General features: G+C 68.5%; 18 protein-coding genes and 1 pseudogene. 5 read left to right on the forward strand and 14 right to left on the reverse strand.

The features are described 5' to 3' along the window. Positions 1-157 precede the first annotated feature (157 nt). Positions 158-535, reverse strand: a complete 378-nt coding sequence (locus tag ACWPOB_RS07400; protein WP_100055140.1) for a MerR family transcriptional regulator — start codon at positions 533-535, stop codon at positions 158-160. A 204-nt stretch (positions 536-739) separates the two neighbouring features. On the opposite strand from ACWPOB_RS07400, the gene ACWPOB_RS07405 reads away from it, so the two are divergent. Beyond that, positions 740-2,281, forward strand: coding sequence for a SulP family inorganic anion transporter (locus tag ACWPOB_RS07405; protein WP_455400386.1), 1,542 nt, complete (start codon positions 740-742; stop codon positions 2,279-2,281). Positions 2,282-2,504: 223 nt separating this feature from the next. Here ACWPOB_RS07405 and ACWPOB_RS07410 read toward each other — a convergent pair whose 3' ends face one another. The 3 genes from ACWPOB_RS07410 to ACWPOB_RS07420 form a co-directional block, all read right to left on the reverse strand. Continuing rightward, the gene (locus ACWPOB_RS07410; RefSeq protein ID WP_455400387.1) at positions 2,505-3,734 is read right to left on the reverse strand and encodes an acyl-CoA dehydrogenase family protein; all 1,230 of its coding nucleotides are present in this window, start codon (positions 3,732-3,734) and stop codon (positions 2,505-2,507) included. Positions 3,735-3,763: 29 nt separating this feature from the next. Continuing rightward, positions 3,764-4,825, reverse strand: coding sequence for a phosphotransferase family protein (locus tag ACWPOB_RS07415; RefSeq protein WP_455400388.1), 1,062 nt, complete (start codon positions 4,823-4,825; stop codon positions 3,764-3,766). Between the two features lie 175 nt (positions 4,826-5,000). Next, complete coding sequence (locus tag ACWPOB_RS07420) at positions 5,001-5,630, reverse strand: TetR/AcrR family transcriptional regulator (RefSeq protein WP_455400389.1); 630 nt, start codon at positions 5,628-5,630, stop codon at positions 5,001-5,003. A 202-nt stretch (positions 5,631-5,832) separates the two neighbouring features. Here ACWPOB_RS07420 and mihF point away from each other — a divergent pair, with 202 nt between their 5' ends. Together mihF and ACWPOB_RS07430 are read left to right on the forward strand one after the other, a co-directional pair. Next, entirely contained in the window at positions 5,833-6,150 is a 318-nt protein-coding gene (gene mihF / locus ACWPOB_RS07425; RefSeq protein WP_006944561.1) for an integration host factor, actinobacterial type, read from the forward strand. Between the two features lie 120 nt (positions 6,151-6,270). Next, positions 6,271-7,188 carry a cation diffusion facilitator family transporter gene (locus ACWPOB_RS07430; RefSeq protein WP_455400390.1) on the forward strand — a complete coding sequence of 306 codons (918 nt, stop codon included), beginning with the start codon at positions 6,271-6,273 and terminating at the stop codon, positions 7,186-7,188. Between the two features lie 117 nt (positions 7,189-7,305). Here the strand turns inward: ACWPOB_RS07430 and ACWPOB_RS07435 are convergent, their stop codons facing one another. The 6 genes from ACWPOB_RS07435 to ACWPOB_RS07460 form a co-directional block, all read right to left on the reverse strand. Continuing rightward, positions 7,306-7,875 carry an RES domain-containing protein gene (locus ACWPOB_RS07435; RefSeq protein ID WP_455400391.1) on the reverse strand — a complete coding sequence of 190 codons (570 nt, stop codon included), beginning with the start codon at positions 7,873-7,875 and terminating at the stop codon, positions 7,306-7,308. After that, a complete protein-coding gene (locus tag ACWPOB_RS07440) occupies positions 7,865-8,293 on the reverse strand; it encodes an antitoxin Xre/MbcA/ParS toxin-binding domain-containing protein (protein ID WP_455400392.1) in 429 nt (142 codons plus the stop codon). The genes ACWPOB_RS07435 and ACWPOB_RS07440 overlap by 11 nt, the downstream gene beginning before the upstream one ends. Positions 8,294-8,372: 79 nt before the next feature. Beyond that, a complete protein-coding gene (locus ACWPOB_RS07445) occupies positions 8,373-8,855 on the reverse strand; it encodes an iron chaperone (RefSeq protein ID WP_100055111.1) in 483 nt (160 codons plus the stop codon). A gap of 34 nt (positions 8,856-8,889) precedes the next feature. Then, positions 8,890-9,558: a glyoxalase gene (locus ACWPOB_RS07450; protein WP_455400393.1), complete on the reverse strand. Its 669-nt coding sequence runs from the start codon at positions 9,556-9,558 to the stop codon at positions 8,890-8,892. 5 nt (positions 9,559-9,563) lie between these two features. Beyond that, positions 9,564-10,085, reverse strand: a complete 522-nt coding sequence (locus tag ACWPOB_RS07455; RefSeq protein ID WP_455400394.1) for a helix-turn-helix transcriptional regulator — start codon at positions 10,083-10,085, stop codon at positions 9,564-9,566. A 208-nt stretch (positions 10,086-10,293) separates the two neighbouring features. Further along, the gene (locus tag ACWPOB_RS07460; protein ID WP_100055113.1) at positions 10,294-10,704 is read right to left on the reverse strand and encodes a VOC family protein; all 411 of its coding nucleotides are present in this window, start codon (positions 10,702-10,704) and stop codon (positions 10,294-10,296) included. Between the two features lie 157 nt (positions 10,705-10,861). Here ACWPOB_RS07460 and ACWPOB_RS07465 point away from each other — a divergent pair, with 157 nt between their 5' ends. Together ACWPOB_RS07465 and ACWPOB_RS07470 are read left to right on the forward strand one after the other, a co-directional pair. Further along, a complete protein-coding gene (locus tag ACWPOB_RS07465) occupies positions 10,862-11,311 on the forward strand; it encodes a helix-turn-helix transcriptional regulator (protein WP_455400395.1) in 450 nt (149 codons plus the stop codon). Between the two features lie 62 nt (positions 11,312-11,373). Next, on the forward strand, positions 11,374-13,761 hold the full coding sequence (locus ACWPOB_RS07470; RefSeq protein WP_455400491.1) for an ATP-binding cassette domain-containing protein: 2,388 nt from the start codon (positions 11,374-11,376) through the stop codon (positions 13,759-13,761). A 36-nt stretch (positions 13,762-13,797) separates the two neighbouring features. Here the strand turns inward: ACWPOB_RS07470 and ACWPOB_RS07475 are convergent. The 4 genes and pseudogenes from ACWPOB_RS07475 to ACWPOB_RS07490 all read right to left on the reverse strand — a co-directional run. Further along, positions 13,798-14,082 (reverse strand): annotated as a pseudogene (locus tag ACWPOB_RS07475) (thioesterase family protein); the annotation flags it as partial. Positions 14,083-14,094: 12 nt separating this feature from the next. Next, positions 14,095-15,177: a flavin-containing monooxygenase gene (locus ACWPOB_RS07480; RefSeq protein WP_455400396.1), complete on the reverse strand. Its 1,083-nt coding sequence runs from the start codon at positions 15,175-15,177 to the stop codon at positions 14,095-14,097. A 145-nt stretch (positions 15,178-15,322) separates the two neighbouring features. Beyond that, positions 15,323-16,147, reverse strand: a complete 825-nt coding sequence (locus tag ACWPOB_RS07485) for an SDR family NAD(P)-dependent oxidoreductase (RefSeq protein WP_455400397.1) — start codon at positions 16,145-16,147, stop codon at positions 15,323-15,325. 47 nt (positions 16,148-16,194) lie between these two features. Continuing rightward, positions 16,195-17,751, reverse strand: coding sequence for a long-chain-fatty-acid--CoA ligase (locus ACWPOB_RS07490; protein WP_455400398.1), 1,557 nt, complete (start codon positions 17,749-17,751; stop codon positions 16,195-16,197). Positions 17,752-17,779 lie beyond the last annotated feature (28 nt).

Genomic DNA, 17,779 nt, shown 5'->3' on the forward strand with positions numbered 1-17,779 from the left:
CATCCCGGTGACCGCTCAGTTCGATGCGGCCGCGTCGGGGCCGCTGTCCGCGGGCGGTCACGTCGCCATCGAAATCGATGCCGGCGACGCGGTCGCCGGAGGGCGCGGGATCCGGTGTCCGGCCTCGGCGCAGTCACCGCCGACGTCGACGGCAGGGTCAGGCGCCGGTGGCGTGCTCGCCCAGGATGGTGGTGAGTTCTTCCGCGTACGCGAGCTGAGTGCGCAGACGAGCGCAACTGTCCTCGGCCCGCCGATGGAACTCCGCCAGCACGCCGCGTGCGTCGGCGGCCCCCTGCCCGGAGGTGGCGGCGGCGGCGATCCGATCGAGAGCGGCGAGCAACGCGCGCATCTCCTCGAGGGTGAACCCGAGCGGTTTCATCCGCCGGATCACCAGCAGGCGCTGCACGTCGTCCTCGGTGTAGAGGCGGAACCCGCCGGCGCTGCGGGCGGACGGGGTGACCAGGCCGACCTCGTCGTAGTGACGGATGGTCTTGATCGACAGCTCGGTGCGCGCAGCCACCTGCCCGATCTGCATATGCCCCGAATCGATGGTCACAGCCGCACCCTTTCCTCCCGGTCGCGCCTCCACCGTAGCGAGCGGCCCGACCTTCGATTCGAACTCTACCCTCACCGGAGGGTAGAGTTCTGCGGGTTCCGCGGACGCGACGATGCCGTCCCGCCCGCGCGAGGGCGCGTCGCCCCCGGTTTCCCATCCCACCGCTGGAAAGAAGACACGACTGTGACAACTCCTGCCGGCAACGCGCCGGCCGTCCACGAGGCGGACGACGATCCCGCCCTCTCGGTGCGCGCCGCCCTGCGCTCCCCGAAACGCCTGAAGACCGAGATCCTGGCCGGCCTGGTCGTGGCCCTGGCACTGATCCCGGAGGCGATTTCGTTCTCGATCATCGCCGGGGTGGACCCGCGGGTCGGGCTGTTCGCCTCGTTCACCATGGCCGTGACCATCTCGATCGTCGGCGGCCGGCCGGCGATGATCTCCGCCGCCACCGCCGCGATCGCGTTGGTCGTCGCGCCGGTGGCCCGCGAGCACGGCTTCGACTATCTCGTCGCCACCGTCCTCCTGGGCGGCCTGTTCCAGGTGGTGCTGTCGGTCCTCGGGGTGGCCAAGCTGATGCGGTTCATCCCGCGCAGCGTCATGGTGGGATTCGTCAACGCCCTGGCCGTCCTGATCTTCACCGCCCAGCTGCCGCACCTGATCGACGTCCCGTGGCTGGTCTATCCCCTGGTCGCCGTCGGACTCGGGGTGATGTTCCTGCTGCCGAAGCTCACTTCCGTGGTGCCGGCGCCGCTGGTGGCGATCGCGGTGCTCACCGCCGCGGTGCTCGTCTTCGGCTGGGACGTGCCGAACGTGGGCGACGAGGGTGAGCTGCCGCAGTCCCTGCCGGCGCTGTTCTTCCCCGACGTGCCGTGGAATCTCGACACGTTGTCGATCATCGCCCCGTACGCGCTGGCGATGGCCCTGGTCGGTCTGCTCGAATCCCTGATGACCGCCAAACTGGTCGACGACATCACCGACACCCACTCGAACAAGACCCGCGAGGGCTGGGGCCAGGGGGTTGCCAACCTCGTCACCGGATTCTTCGGCGGCATGGGCGGCTGCGCGATGATCGGCCAGACCATGATCAACGTCAAGGTCTCCGGGGCCCGCACCCGCATCTCCACCTTCCTGGCCGGGGTGTTCCTGCTGATCCTCGTCGTCGCCCTCGGTGACGTCGTCGCGCTGATCCCCATGGCCGCCCTCGTGGCGGTGATGATCATGGTGTCGGTCGCCACCCTCGACTGGCACAGCATCGCCCCCCGCACCCTGAAGCTGATGCCGCGCAGCGAAACCCTCGTGATGCTGGTGACGGTCGCCGCGACCGTGATCACCCACAACCTCGCGATCGGGGTGATCCTCGGCGTGGTCACCGCGATGGTGCTCTTCGCCCGCCGGGTCGCCCACCTGACCAGCATCGAGAAGGTCTCCGAAGCCGACACCGACCACGACGGCAAGGTCGACACCCGCGTCTACAAGGTGCACGGCGAGCTGTTCTTCGCCTCCTCCAACGACCTGATCTACCAGTTCGACTACGTGGGCGACCCGCGCAACGTCGTCATCGACCTGACCGGCGCCGACATCTGGGACGCCTCTACCGTGGCCACCCTCGACGCGATCCGGCACAAGTACGCCAACAAAGGTAAGAGCGTCGAGATCGTCGGCCTCGACGGCGCCAGCCTCGAACGCCTCGACCGGCTCTCCGGGCGACTCGGCGAAGGTCACTAGCTGCCGGTGTGCTCGCCTCGTCCATGCGGGCGCCTCTGCGTTCCGGGGTGTTTTCGGCGTGGCGGTGCACCGTCGAGCAAGGCCGCCGTTCTCGTCGCGAATCCGGATGTCGACGGCGTGCAGGAGCGGCTCCGCCACGACGAGAACACTCTGGCGTGGATGCTCGCCGTCTCCCCTGCCGCCCCCACTCACCCTGCCGTCGTCGCCGCGGCGGGGTGTGGTCCTATCCGCGGACCTCGCGCAGCACCGGAGTCGCGGCGAACTCGGCGCGAGCGAGGGACCGGCGGTGCACCTGATCGGGGCCGTCGGCGATCTGCAGGAACCGCGCCTGCGAGTACAGCATTGCGAGCGGTGTGTCCTGGGACAGGCCCGCACCGCCGAAGATCTGGATGGCGTCGTCGACGATCTTCTTCACCGTCAGCGGCACCATGACCTTGGCGGCGGCGATGTCGTGCCGGGCGGCCTTGGCGCCCTCGACGTCCATCCGCCACGCGGCGCGCAGCACCATCAGGCGGGCCGCATCCACCTGGATGCGTGCGTCGGCGACGGTGGCCTGCACGACCCCTTCGTCGGCCAGCGGCCTGCCGAATGCGACGCGGGTGCGCGCCCGCTCCGTCATCAGCGCGACGGCGCGTTCGGCCATGCCGATCAGGCGCATGCAGTGGTGGATCCGGCCCGGGCCCAGGCGGGCCTGCGCGACGGCGAAACCCTTGCCGCGCGGGCCGAGCAGGTTCGCCTTGGGCACCCGCACCCGGTCGAAGACGATCTCGCCGTGCCCGCCCTCGTGTCGGTCGTCGAACCCGAGCACGGACGTGGAGCGGACGATGTCCAGGCCCGGCGTGTCCATCGGGACCAGCACGATCGAGTGCCGGGATCCGGCCGGAGCGCCGGGGTCGGTGACGCCCATGACCATCGCGACGCGGCAGTCCTCCCGCAGCGCGGCAGTGGACCACCATTTGCGGCCGGTGAGCACCCACTCGTCGCCGTCGTCGGCGATCTCGAGGCGGACGTTGCTCGCGTCCGAGCTGGCGACGTCGGGTTCGGTCATCGAGAAGCAGGACCGGATCTCGCCTTCCAGCAGGGGGCCGAGCCACTGCTGCTTCTGCGCGTCGGTGCCGTAGCGGGCGAGCAGCTCCATGTTCCCGGTGTCCGGCGCGGCGCAGTTGAGCGCCTCCGGGGCGAGATGCGGACTCCATCCGGTCAATTCGGCCAGCGGGGCGTATTCGAGATTGGTCAGGCCGGCCCCGCCCGCCTCGGGGAGGAAGAGGTTCCACAGCCCCTGCCGCTTGGCGGAAGCCTTGAGATCGGCCATGATCGGCGGGGCACCCCAGTAGTCGGGCTTGCTCGCGAGCTGCTGCGCGGCGATCGGCTCGGCCGGCAGGATGCGTTCCTGCAGGAAGCCGGTGAGCCGGTCCTGCAGTTCTCGGACCTTGGGGCTGTATTCGAAATCCATTGTTGCTCCGATTCTGAGGGAGTGATTGCCTAGCGGCGCAGTTCGGGGAGGGCCGAGGTGGCGGCGAGATCGAGAGCGCGCCGAAGCAGGGGCCCCACCATGTCGGCGATGCCGTCGAAGCCCTCCCCCACCGTCTCGCCCCGGTCGTGGCGGGCACCGATGCCCTCGAGGATGACGGCGATCTTGAAGTCGGCGAAGACGGTGTACCAGTCGATGTCGGCGAGATCGATCCCGCGCGCGGCGGCGTAGCGCTCGAGCAGCTCTGTGCGGGTGGGGAATCCGTCGAGGGTGGCGAGGCCGCGGGTGATGGGGTTGTATGCCGCACCGGGAACGTCCCAGAAGCTCAGCATGATTCCCACGTCGGCGAGGGTGTCGCCGAGGGTGGCCATCTCCCAGTCGAGCACGGCGGCGATGCGTCCGCGATCCTGCGGCGCGGCGAGGACGTTGTCGAGCTTGACGTCGCCGTGGACGATCCCGGGGTGGCGGGTCTGCGGCAGCGCGCGACGGAGCTTGTCGAGCAGCACCGCCACCTCGGGCCGGTCGACGCGGCGGGAGGCCTCCCACTGCTTCGCCCACCGGCCGAGCTGGCGCTCGAGGTAGCCGTCCGGGCGGCCGAAGCTGCCGAGCCCGACGGCGTGGGGGTCGATATCGTGCAGCGCGGCCAGGGTGTCGGCGAGCGAGAACCCGAGGCGGCGACGCTCGTCGGCGGTGAGGGCCGAGGCCTGTTCGACGGTGCCGACGGCCACGCCGTCGACGAGTTCCATCAGATAGAACTTCGCGCCGAGGATGCTCTCGTCCTCGCACAGGTGCACCGCGCGGGGCACGGGAACGGACGTGCCGCCGAGGGCGTTGATGACGGTGAACTCGCGCCGCATGTCGTGCGCGCTGGGCAGCACGTGTCCGTACGGCGGTCGGCGCAGCACCCACACGTGCTCGTCGTCGGCGAGTCGGTAGGTGGGGTTGGAGCGCCCACCGCCGATGAGGGAGGCGGTGAGTGCGCCGGTGACCTCACCGCCGAGTACGCGCTGCAGGTGGGCGGTCAGCGCGTCGAGATCGAGGTCGGCGACGGCGCCCGCAGGCGATGCAGTCATCGCGGATTCCTTCCTGCGTCGGCCTGTCGGCCAAACGATCGTTCGGATGACCTACAGAGTCGCCGAACGAGCGTTCGGTGTCAACACGGCCACCGATGGGCACGGGCTCATCTGCGATAAAGCCGATGCGGGAGGAAGATGCTGCTGCCCCGAAGATGCCGCAGCCGATCAATCGTTAGGAACCGGAGAGGCCGCCGCGACGGGGACGGTGCTGCACCATCGCCAGGGCCAGATCCGCGTAGCGGTCCGCGAGCTCCTCCGGCCGCAGCGGCCCGTCGGACCGCCACCAGGCGCACACCGACTGGCCCATGTTGATGATCCCGCGCACCGCATCGCGCGGAAACTCCACCTCGAAGGCCCCCTCCTCGACGCCGCGCTCGACGACGTCGCGGAACAGACCCTCCTGTTCGTCACGCAGCGCGACGACGAGCCGGCGACCGGCCTCGTTCAGGCTGCGCAGCTCCGTCGCACCGACCAGCGCATCGAGCTGCCGGGTGGTGTGGAACATGACCCACGCGCGCACCAGCGCCTGCAGCTGCGCGTCCGGCGAACCACCCGCCCGCAGCAACGCCCCGCGGGTCATGGCGATCGCATCGTGCAGCGCCCGGGTCATGATGTCCTGCAGAATCTCCTGCTTGGACTTGAAATGGTGGTAGATCGAGGCGACGGTGATGTCGGCGTCCCGGGCGATGTCGCGCATCGAGGTGCCGTGGTACCCGCGCTCGTTCATGTTCCGCAGCGCCGAGTCGAGGATCGCCTGCCGGCCGTTGCCGGTCCCGACCGTAGCCGCCTTCGCCGCGCACATCGTCAACTCCGTCCCGCCGGTCGTGAACCGGTGACAGCGTAGTCGCAGGGCACGGGCCGGGATCGGCCGGATCCGCACCGCGAACCCCGCGGATCTGCCGTCTCCGCGTGCCGGAACGACGAATTGTCGGTCCGACCTGGCAGCATCAGCCGCGGCAGCCTCGCCCGGGGCCGCTCACCATCGGACAACACAGGGGGCCGTCATGCCAGCACCCGTTCTCACCGACGAACAGCGCACCGCCGCACTCGCCAAGGCCGCCGAAGTGCGCAAGGCCCGCAGCGAGCTGCTCGCCGCCGTCAAGGCCGGAGAGCTCGACGTCTCGGCCGTGCTCGACAAGGCGGAGACCGACGAGGTCGTGAAGAAGACGAAGGTCTCGGCCCTGATCAAGGCGCTGCCCGGAGTCGGCGCGGTCAAGGCCGCCAAGCTCCTCGAGCAGCTGTCGATCCCGGACACCCGCCGCATCGGTGGCCTCGGCGCCAACCAGCGTCAGGCGCTGCTCGACGCCACGACGGCCGCCTGACGCACCGTTCGACCCGACGCAGGTGTTCCCGCGCCCCGAAGTGGGAACACCTGCCGGGGCGCGTTCTGCGCCGACCGCGCGCTCCGCGACCGAGGAGACCGACGGACGGGGAGGAGCCGGATGGGGACGATGTCGACGCCCGAATCGCGGCAGCGGCAGGATCGGCTGCTGTTCCGTTTCATGCTGCTCTCGCTGGCCGCCGCCGTGGTCACCATCGTCCTCAAGGCGAGCGCCGCGTGGGCCACCGGCTCGGTCGGGTTTCTCTCCGACGCCCTCGAATCCGGGGTCAACCTCGTCGCTGCGGTGGTGGCGCTGGTCGCGCTGCGGGTGGCGGCCCGGCCCCCGGACGCCAGCCACCACTTCGGTCACGGCAAGGCCGAGTACGTCTCCGCCCTGGTCGAGGGTGCGATGATCTTCGTCGCGGCCACCGCCATCATCTGGACCGCGATCGAACGCCTGATCAGTCCGATTCCGCTCGTCCAGCCCGGGCTCGGACTGGCCCTGACGACCGTCGCCTCCCTGATCAACCTCGCCGTCGGGATCACCCTGCAGCGCGTGGGGCGCACGCACCGTTCGATCACGCTCGTCGCGGACGGCAAGCACCTGTTGACCGACGTGTGGACCTCCGCCGGAGTGATCGTCGGCATCGCGCTGGTCACCGTCACCGGCTGGGAACCTCTGGACCCGATCGTGGCCCTCGCCGTGGGCGTCAACATCCTGTGGACCGGATACCGGCTGCTTCGCGGCTCGGTCAGCGGCCTGCTCAGCGCCGCCCTTCCCCAGCACGAACAGGACCAGGTCAACGCCGTGCTGGACCGGTTCCGCGCCGAGTGCCCGGTCGACTTCGCGCCGCTGCGCACCGTCGAATCGGGCCGGCAACGCCAGGTGTTCGTCGTCGTGACCGTTCCGGGCGACTGGACCGTGCGGACCGCCCACGACATGGCCGACCGCATCGAGGCGGACATCGATGCGGTGCTGCCGCACACCGAGACCTTCATCCACGTGGAACCGGCCGCCGCCGGACCAGGCAACGCCTGACCCCGGTCACCTCGTCACGGTCGTCGGCTCGGCAGGCTCGGCTCTATCGGGTTCAACGCACCCGCCCGGACCGGAACCATCGTGTCTCCGTCCATCACGAGCGCACCGTAGGTCGGCTCAGACGATGACGCGGTGCAGGGCCTTCGCCGCGTCCACCATCCCGGGATGATGAAGATCCAACTGCTCGACACGCACGAGATCCGGGCGCAGCCAAGACGCCAGGACGGTCCAGATCGGACGGTGATACGACCACCACGACACGGCCTGCCACGCCCGATCACGGGTGTGTGGGTCAGACTCGGACCAGATCCGATGACCCCACCCCTGCGTGACCGACAGATTCCGGGTCACGACCTGGGTCGGCCGCAACCCCAGGCGGACCAGCTGCGTCGGATCATCAAGATCAAGCACCCGCAGATCATCCGGCAGCTCGAACACTCCCAGCGCGCGCCGCGCGCCGGGCAGTTGCGGGAACTCGAGCATCGACGCATCCCACCGGGCGAGGTTGCCGAACGTCTCCCCACAGGCGGCTTCGGCGAGCCGGGAGACGTACCAGACGTGATAGTCCGGATGGTCGATGCGGCCGCCGCGCTGCGGGCGGTGCTCGTACAACGGATGCCCGGGTTCACCGGGGGTCGCGGTGGGCCGGTAGGGGAAGACGCGGTAGACCAGCAACTCAGGCGGCACCGCCCCACGTCTCGGCGTCCAGGGCTTCGAGCACCGGCGCCGGGCCCGACAGCTGCAGCACGTCGATCGGGCGGGCACCGTCGAGGTACACGTTCGCACTTTCGAGCCAGGTACGGGCAGCCGCCTCCCCCCACACCAGACGCGCCCGCGCCAGCACGTGCTCGAGATCGATCAACAACGGCGCCGCCCCCGGACCCGGCCGCTCCTCCCCCTTGGCCCAGCGGGAGGTCTGCGAACGATTCACCCCCACAATCGCCGCCAACCCCGCACCACCGAACTCCGCCGTCAGATACCGCACCCGCTCGGCCGACAACGGATCGTCCGCCGCCACGCGCGCCGAGCCTGCCCTACGCATCACCCGACCCGACGGAACCGGCCCAGGAACCCGGCCGAGGGGGTTCTTCTTCGTACTCGCCATACCCCTACCCTACCCAACATCAGAGTTGGGCAGAAGGCACGGCGGGCACCACCGGCCGTAGACGCCGGCACTGACGGCCTCAGCCCACGGCCTTCTTCACGAGCGCGCTGATGCGCTGTTCTTGGGCTGCGGTCAGCTCCGTCAGGGCGTAGGCGATCGGCCACATGGCGCCGTCGTCGAGCGCCGCCTCGTCGCTGAAGCCGAGCGTGGCATACCTCGACCCGAACTTCTGCGCGCTCTGGAAGTGGCAGAGGACCTTGCCGTTTCTGGCGTACGCGGGCATCCCGTACCAGAGCTTCGGCGCAAGGTCCGGAGCGGCGGTCTTGATGATGTCGTGGATCCGCTCGGCGAGGACCCGGTCCGCATCCGGCATCTCGGCGATCTTCGCGAGCACGTCCCGCTCCGCTGCCGCCTCCTTCTCCGCCCGCGAACCGCGCCGCGCCGCCGCCTTCTTCTGCTCCTGCGCGTGCTCCTTCATCGCGGCCCGCTCCTCGGCGGTGAATCCGTGGTACTGCTCGGCGCTCGCGCCGGAGTTCTCGGTGGACGACTTCGATTGCTGCATGGCAGGTTTCCTCTCGCGACAGGGATGAGGCAGGTCAGGACTGTGCAGGCACCGCGGGCGGCGCGGGGGTGAGCGACTCGGCAGCCTCCCAGGCGAATCCGTCCGGGTCGATGAAGGGGCCGGCCGTGCTGCCGAGGACGATGCGGTGCGAGCCGGTGCCGTCGGCGGGGACGCCGAGGTCCTTGGCCAGGCCGCGACGCTTGTACAGCGCCAGCTTGACGGGGCTGGACTCGCCGGCAGTGAACTGGGCGTAATTGCCGCCGAAGCTCTTGGCCACGGTCAGGCCCCGGCCGACGTAGAACTGCTTGCTGGCCGTCACGTCCTCCACACCGAGCAGCAGGACGATCTCGTCGATCTCACAGGTGGCCGGGCCGGTGTCCTTCTTCGCCGAGGTCGCGACCTTCCAGATCGTCCCGTCCGGGGCCTGGACGACGCCGCCGTAGCCCCAGAGCGACTTCGCGGCGGGCCTGAGCACCGTGGCGCCGGCGTCCACGGCGGCGCCGAGGAAGCTGTCGACGGTGGCCGGCCGGGACACCGTGAGCGCCAGGGTGAAGCCACGGAATCCGGTGGAGTGTGCCTCGGATGCCCGCAGGCGTAGGAACGTGTCCACGCCGAAGGCGGTGTAGAAGCGGTGGGCGGTCTCGGGGTCGGCCACCTCGAGGGTGACAGATGCGATGGACGTGTCGGAAGCGGTGGTTGTCATGACCATCACGCTAGGGACTGCTTGCCGGCCAGGGCTTCTCGATTCCTGACCGGTCGTGTCACCTGCTTCGCCACACACGCCGGCATCCCGCCCGTCATGACCGCAGAGCCCGCATCGCCGGCCGTACCCGCAGCATCGTCATGGTCGGCCCCCACATCCGCCGCCCGGCGCCGGAAGACGCCGGGCGGCATGCCGACCAGTTCGGTGAAGCGGGTGGTGAACGTGCCCAGCGACGCGCAGCCCACCGCGAAACACACCTCGGTGACGCTGAGATCGCCGCGACGCAACAGCGCCATCGCGCGTTCGATGCGCCGCGTCATCAGGTACGCGTACGGCGACTCGCCGTACGCGGCCCGGAACTGGCGGCTGAGGTGCCCCGCCGACATGTGCACGCCACGGGCAAGCGCCTCGACGTCCAACGGCTGCGCGTACTCCCGGTCGATCCGGTCACGGACGCGGCGCAGCCGCGCGAGATCGGTCAGGCGCTGCGCCTCGGCGCGTGCACGACGCCATTCGGGCTGACACATGAGAGCACTCCCCTTTCTCATCTTCCATTGACGTCTGCGAGCACCTGGGGTGTCTGCTTCGGCAGGCACCCCAGGTGCTCGGGGGTGACGACCGGCCCGCCGGAGTCGACCAGTCGGTCGAGCAATTGGTGGACAGCAGCGGAACGGAGTCCGGGCCCATGACGGGTCCACGAGGGTGTGGGCACTGCCGCATCGACGCCCGCACGGCTCAGCGAAGCTCCTGGATGCGCACCAGGTTTCCCGCGGGGTCGCGGAAGGCGCAGTCGCGGATGCCGTACGGCTGCTCGGTCGGCTCCTGGACGACCTCGGTGTCACCGGCCTGCACCTTTTCGAACGTGGCGTCGAGATCCCGGGTGGCCAGCAGGATCCAGCCATAGGTGCCCTTCGCCATCATCTCGGCGATGGTGCGGCGCTCGTCGTCGGTGATGCCCGGGTCGACGGCCGGCGGCGCCAGGAGGAGGGACGTGTCGGGCTGACCGGCGGGGCCCACCGTGATCCAGCGCATCTTGCCCTGCCCGACGTCGTTGCGGACCTCGAAGCCGAGGACGTCGCGGTAGAAGGCGAGGGAGGCGTCCGGGTCGTCGTGCGGCAGGAAGCTCGTGTGAATGGTGATATCCATGTCGAGCAGGTTAGGAGCGGCTCCGTGTCCCGCGCTTCTCGATTCCTGATCGATCCGCCGAGCGCGAGTCCGTTCCCCTCGTCGACGAACTCGCCGTCCACGCGCGGCACGTCGGCAGCGCTGGGCAACTCCGCGGCGACGTGGCACGATCGCGTGGGTGACCGGCAGACCCGCTGAAGCGCAGCACCTGCGTGATCTCGCGCGGCTGCGCCGCGTCCGTGACCGGATCGATCGGGAGTACGCGCAGCCGTTGGACGTCGAGGCGCTTGCCCGTGGCGTGCACATGTCGGCGGGGCACCTCAGCCGCCAGTTCCGGGCCGCGTACGGCGAGTCGCCGTACGCGTACCTGATGACGCGGCGCATCGAACGCGCGATGGCGCTGTTGCGTCGCGGCGATCTCAGCGTCACCGAGGTGTGTTTCGCGGTGGGCTGCTCGTCGCTGGGCACGTTCAGCACTCGCTTCACCGAATTGGTCGGTGTGCCGCCCAGCGTCTATCGGCGTCAGGCGGCGGGCGCGGTGGCGGGGGTGCCGTCGTGCGTCGCGAAGACGGTGACCAGACCGATCAGGAATCGAGAAGCGGGAGTCACCGAGCCGCACCTAGCCTGACCGCCATGGACGTCACCATTGACTCGAGCTTCCCCCTCCCGGCAGATGGAGACACCATGAGCATGGCCACGAGGACGGACACGCGGTCGCCTGCGCCGCACGTTGCCGACAGCCACGACCTGATCCGCGTGCACGGTGCGCGCGTGAACAACCTCATGGACGTCAGCGTCGAGATCCCGAAGCGCCGGCTGACGGTGTTCACCGGCGTCTCCGGCTCGGGCAAGAGCTCTCTGGTGTTCGGCACGATCGCCGCGGAGTCGCAGCGGATGATCAACGAGACCTACAGCGCCTTCGTGCAGGGGTTCATGCCGACGCTGGCGCGGCCCGAGGTCGACGTACTCGAAGGATTGACGACCGCGATCATCGTCGACCAGGAGCGGATGGGCTCGAACCCCCGCTCCACCGTCGGCACCGCCACCGACGCACACGCGATGCTGCGCATCCTCTTCAGCCGGCTGGGGCAGCCGCACATCGGCTCGCCCAACGCGTACTCGTTCAACGTCCCCTCGGTGAAGGCCAGCGGGGCGATCACGGTCGAGCGCGGCGCCGGCAAGACGAAGACCGAGAGGGCGACCTTCCACCGGCTCGGCGGCATGTGCCCGCGCTGCGAAGGGATGGGCGCGGTCACCGACTTCGACCTGTCCGCGTTGTACGACGACAGTCTGTCGCTCAACGAGGGCGCGCTCACGATCCCCGGCTACAGCATGGACGGCTGGTACGGCCGGATCTACCGGGGCTGCGGCTTCTTCGACCCGGACAAACCGATCCGCAAGTACACCAAGAAGGAACTGCACGATCTTCTCCACAAGGAGCCGACCAAGATCAAGGTCGAAGGGATCAACCTGACGTACGAGGGACTGATCCCGAAGATCCAGAAGTCGATGCTGTCCAAGGACGTCGACGCACTGCAGCCGCATATCCGGGCGTTCGTGGAACGGGCCGTGACCTTCTCCACCTGCCCCGAGTGCGACGGCACCCGGCTCGGCAAGGAGGCCCGGTCGTCGAAGATCAAGGGGAAGAACATCGCCGACGTCTGCTCGATGCAGATCAGCGACCTGGCCGTCTGGGTCCGGAGCCTCGACGAGCCGTCGGTGGCCCCGCTGCTCACCGGGCTGCAACGCCTCCTCGACTCGTTCGCCGAGATCGGGTTGGGGTACCTCTCACTCGACCGGCCGGCGGGCACCCTTTCCGGGGGAGAGGCCCAGCGCACCAAGATGATCCGCCACCTCGGCTCCTCGCTCACCGACGTCACCTACGTCTTCGACGAACCCACCATCGGCCTGCACCCGCACGACATCGCGCGTATGAACGACCTGCTGCTGCAACTACGCGACAAGGGCAACACGGTGCTCGTCGTCGAGCACAAGCCGGAGGTGATCGCGATCGCCGACCACGTCGTCGACCTGGGACCGCGCGCCGGCACCGAGGGCGGCGAGGTGGTATTCGAGGGCACCGTCGAGGAGCTGCGTGCCAGTGGCACGCTCACCGGGCGGCACCTGGACGACCGCGCGTCGGTGAAGCCCTCGGTGCGGACACCGTCGGGTGTGCTGGAAGTGCGCGGCGCCGGCACCCACAACCTGCAGGACGTCGACGTGGACATTCCGCTCGGCGTGCTGGTCGTCCTCACCGGGGTGGCGGGCTCGGGCAAGAGCTCGCTGATCGACGGTTCGGTGTCCGGGCGCGACGGGGTGGTGTCGGTCGACCAGGGGGCGATCAAGGGCTCGCGGCGGAGCAACCCGGCGACGTACACCGGCCTGCTCGACCCGATCCGGAAAGCCTTCGCGAAGGCCAACGGCGTGAAGCCGGCGTTGTTCAGCGCCAACTCCGAGGGCGCGTGCCCCGCCTGCAACGGCGCCGGAGTCATCTACACCGACCTGGGCGTCATGGCCACCGTCGAATCCACCTGCGAGGAGTGCGAGGGGAAGCGGTTCCAGGCCGAGGTGCTGGAGTACACGCTCGGCGGCCGCAACATCGCCGAAGTACTCGCGATGCCGGTGGCCGAGGCCGAGGAGTTCTTCGACGCCGGCGAGGCGCGGATCCCGGCGGCCCACAAGATTCTGCAGCGGCTCGCCGACGTCGGGCTCGGCTACGTCACCCTCGGCCAGCCGCTCACCACGCTGTCGGGCGGTGAGCGGCAGCGACTCAAGCTGGCCACCCGGATGGCCGAGAAGGGCGGCGTCTACGTCCTCGACGAGCCGACAACCGGCCTCCACCTCGCCGACGTCGAGCAGCTGCTCGGCCTGCTCGACAGGCTCGTCGACTCCGGCAAGTCGGTCATCGTCATCGAGCACCACCAGGCGGTCATGGCGCACGCCGACTGGATCATCGACCTCGGTCCCGGCGCCGGCCACGACGGTGGCCGGATCGTCTTCGAGGGCACGCCCGCCGACCTCGTCGCCGCGCGTTCCACCCTCACCGGCGAGCACCTCGCGGTCTACGTCGGCGCCTGACCGTGTCCGTCGCGGACACCCCCGCCGGCACGACGGTCAGTTGGGGCGGACGGTGAGGACCTGGGACACGGTGCCGACGGGACCGCGGGTGTCGTGGAGGACGCTGCTGGTCAGTCCGAGGCCGTCGGGACCGAACGAGACGGTGGTGTCGAAGCCGAGCCAGTCACCGCGGGGTTCGGTGAACAGGTGGGCGGTGAGGTCGACGTTGGGGAAGGCGACGTCTTTCGGGGACACGCGCACGGTCATGCCGTTGGCGATGTCGAACAGTCCCGCGGCACCGGCCAGCGCGCTGACCTTCTCGTCGAGCACGAGGGGCAGCGGGCCACAAGTGGTTCATTGTTTCGTCGACCCAAGCCCGGTGGTCGTGGATTTCCGGATACGGGCAAGTCGAGCGGCGACGAATTCTGCATCGCGGCCGACTCCGCGCAGGGATGCCGAAGACGGGGTGCGCTGCCAGTCGATCCCGAGGTAGGCAAGCCCGGGATGGGTGGTGGAGATGCCGCCCCGATGTCGGGCACGACCGGTGGAATCGAGGGCCCCGAGTCCGACGAGATAGGGCAGATGCTGGGCGTATCCGGTGGCCAGCAGCACCGAGTCCGCGGTGGAGGCGGTGCCGTCCGGCCAGTTCACGGTGGCGCCGTCGATACTGGTGAACATGCTTCTGGGGAGAGGGTTTCCGATGGTGAGGGCACGACGGTAGCGACCCGTGTCGAGGACTCGCTGCGTGGGAGCCGTGCGCAGATACGGACCGATCGGGGCGCCGTCGAACCCGGTGACTGCGGCCCAGAAGTGGAGGGGGCGGCCCAGCGGCTCCTGGGGCAGGTACTTCGGCGGATTGCGGCTTGCGAGGGTCACTTCGGCATGTTCGGCCAGTTCGACGGCGATCTGCACGGCGGAGTTTCCCGCGCCGACGACGATCACGTGCTGACCGGCGAACGCAGTGGGCTCACGATACTCACTGGCGTGCAGCACGGTGCCGGTGAAGGTGTCCAGTCCGGGCAGGCGGGGAACGTACGGTGAGTCGAAGGAACCCGTGGCGGCGACGAGCCGTGGGGCTGTGAAGGTATCCCCGCCGGCCGTATGGGCAGTGAAGCCTGCTCCGTCGTACTCGACGGTGTCGACGCGTTGGCGGGTGAGGATGTCGGCGTCGACGGTGTCGGCGTAGCGACGCAGGTAGTCGATCACCTCGTCTCGGCGGGGGTAGCGGTCTTCACCGCCCGGAAACGCCATCCCCGGTAGAGAGCTGTAGCGGCCCGGGGAGAACAGGACGAGGCTGTCGTAGTAGCGCGGCCAGGAACCCCCGGGTTCGTCTCCGGCCTCGAGGATCGCCGTGTCCAATCCTTGTCGGGACAGGGCACGGGCGGCGGCGAGGCCGGATTGCCCTCCACCGATGACAAGGGCATCGTAATCAGTCATGAAGTCTTTCCGTTGAACATGGCCAAATGGCGAGAGTCGTTGAGCGTAGGAATCGACATCAGTTGTTCGCTTCGCGGCGAGTATTCCGCCCGGGCAGGAGTGATCGACGCAGCCCAGATTCCGGAACCACTGCACAACTGCTGTGTCAGATGACGATTCCGCCGTTCGCGTTGAGTACTTGTCCGACAAGATAGTGCGTATCTCCAGCCAGATATACAGCGAGGGAGGCGTATTCCTCGGGCTTGCCGATCCGGCCCAGCGGAATCATCTGGTAGATGCTGGCCTTCTGCTCGTCACTGAGAACGCCCAGAACCTCCTCGAGGGCCGGCGTGAGGACGGCGCCACAGGCGATGGCGTTGACATAGATGTTCGACCCGGCGACATCGAAGCCCACGGTCTTGGTGAGACTCGCGACGGCAGCTTTGCTCGCGGAGTATCCGGGGCTGTGGGTGCTGGCCGCCGAGACGCCCGCGATGGAGGTGATGTTGATGATTTTGCCGTACTTCTGGGGCTCCATGAACTTCAGTGCTTCACGAGTGCAATAGAAGACCCCGTGAACGTTGACATCCCACCACTTGAGCCAGTCCTCGTCCTCGAGGCTGCTGGTGATGCCGAGCGACGAGCGCGGCACGGGGGTGGTCACGTACGCGTAGTGCTTGTTCCGCCGTTCTGTTTCTGCGGCGTTGATCGGTACGCGCGCCGCGTTGTTGACGAGGATGTGCACGGTACCGAACTCCTCGACTGCCCGGTCGAACAGTTGGGTGACCTCTCGGCTCGAGGAGACGTCACAGCGCACGGGAAGGCACCGCGTGCCCAGGGCCTCGATTTCCTCGGCCACCTCAAGCAGCAGGTCTTCCTGGATGTCGCACACGACGGTGTCTGCGCCTTCCTTCGCCATCGCCACGGCGGTGGCCTTGCCCAGGCCTTGAGCTGCTCCTGTGATGACCGCGACCTTGCCTCGAAGCTGCATCGCGACGTCCTTTCTTCCGGAATGGGAAAAATCGGTGGTGACGAGAACTAGACGAGTTCGCGCTTGAGAATCTTGCCCGTCGCTGTCATGGGCAAGGTCGCGACGAACTCGATCTCGCGGGGGTACTTGTAATCCGCCACCTGGTCCTTGACCCAGGCGATCAGCTTGTCCTCGGCGAGGCTCGCGCCCGGTTCGAGGATGACGAACGCCTTGATTTCCTCGCCGTAGCTCTCGTGCGGGACACCGACCACCGCGGCGAGGGAAACGGCCTCGTGGGTCACCAGGACTTCCTCGATCTCCCGTGGGTAGACGTTGAATCCCCCGCGGATGATCATGTCCTTGGCGCGGTCGACGATGTAGAAGTAGCCGTCTTCGTCCTGTCGGGCGAGGTCGCCCGTGCGGAACCAGCCGTTGTGCATGACCTGACCGGTGGCCTCGGGCCGGTTGTGGTAGCCCTTCATGATGTTGTGGCCGCGGATCGCGACCTCCCCGACGACGTCGGTACCGGTGATCGTGTTCCAGTGCGGATCGACGAGCCTGGCTTCGACACCCCAGATCGGGACGCCGATCGATCCCGGACGCGGAGGGCGAGCAGGGTCACCGAAGATGGCCAGCGGTGAGGTCTCGGACAGTCCGTAGCCCTCCAGAATGTCGATTCCGAAGCGCTCCCGGAAGCGGGTGAGGATATCCACCGGCAGCGCCGCACCGCCGGAGATCGCCAGCCGCATGCTCCGTGCGATCCGGTCGACGTCGACGCCGTCGCCGAGGGCGCCGAGCAGGCCCCAGTACATCGTCGGTACGCCGGCGAAGACGGTGATCTCTTCTCGCGCCATCAGTTCCAGCGCGGCCGTAGCATCGAAGCGGGGCTGGAGCACCAGGGTTGCACCGACCGCAAAGCCGGCGTTGAGATTGGCGGTCTGACCGAACGAGTGGAACAGCGGCAGCGTGATCAGATGTGTGTCGTGCGGGTCTGGATTACTTCCGAAGAGTTGGTTGGCGGTCAGCGCGTTGAGCGTCATGTTGGCGTGGGTCAGCTCGGCACCTTTGGGTTTGCCGGTTGTTCCACTGGTGTAGAGGATCACCGCGGTGTCGGCCGGTTCGCGGACCACCGTTTCGAACTCGGCAGGTTGCCCCTGGAGAGCCTGAGCCAGGTTTTCGATGCCTGGAAGTCCCGTCGCGGCGGTGGCCGCAGAGTCGGCGGTGATGAGGAACATCTCTCGGCACTGCGGTGCCCGACCGAACCCGGTGCGCCCGCGCCTTCCCAGGGGGAGTTCGTCGCTTCCTTCGAAGCAGAAGTACGCCACCGCATCGGAATCTACTAGGTGGTAGGCGATTTCGTCTTCCTTGAGAAGAATGTTGAGCGGGACGACGACGGCGCCGGCCTTGAGGATCCCGTAGTAGATGATCGGAAACTGGGGCAGGTTCGGGCAGGAGAGTGCGACCTTGTCGCCGGGTTCGACGCCACGGGAGATCAGAAGGTTGGCCACCTGGTTCGCGTAGCGATTGGTCTGCGCGTAGGTCAGCCGTACGTCCCCGAGCACGAGGGCGTCGCGGTCGGGGTACCGGCGAGCGGAGTCGTCGAGAAGTGCGGATAGGTTGAGCACGCTGGCTGTCTCTCTGTTCGTGGTTCGG

This window comes from Rhodococcus sp. 2H158 (assembly GCF_053764755.1).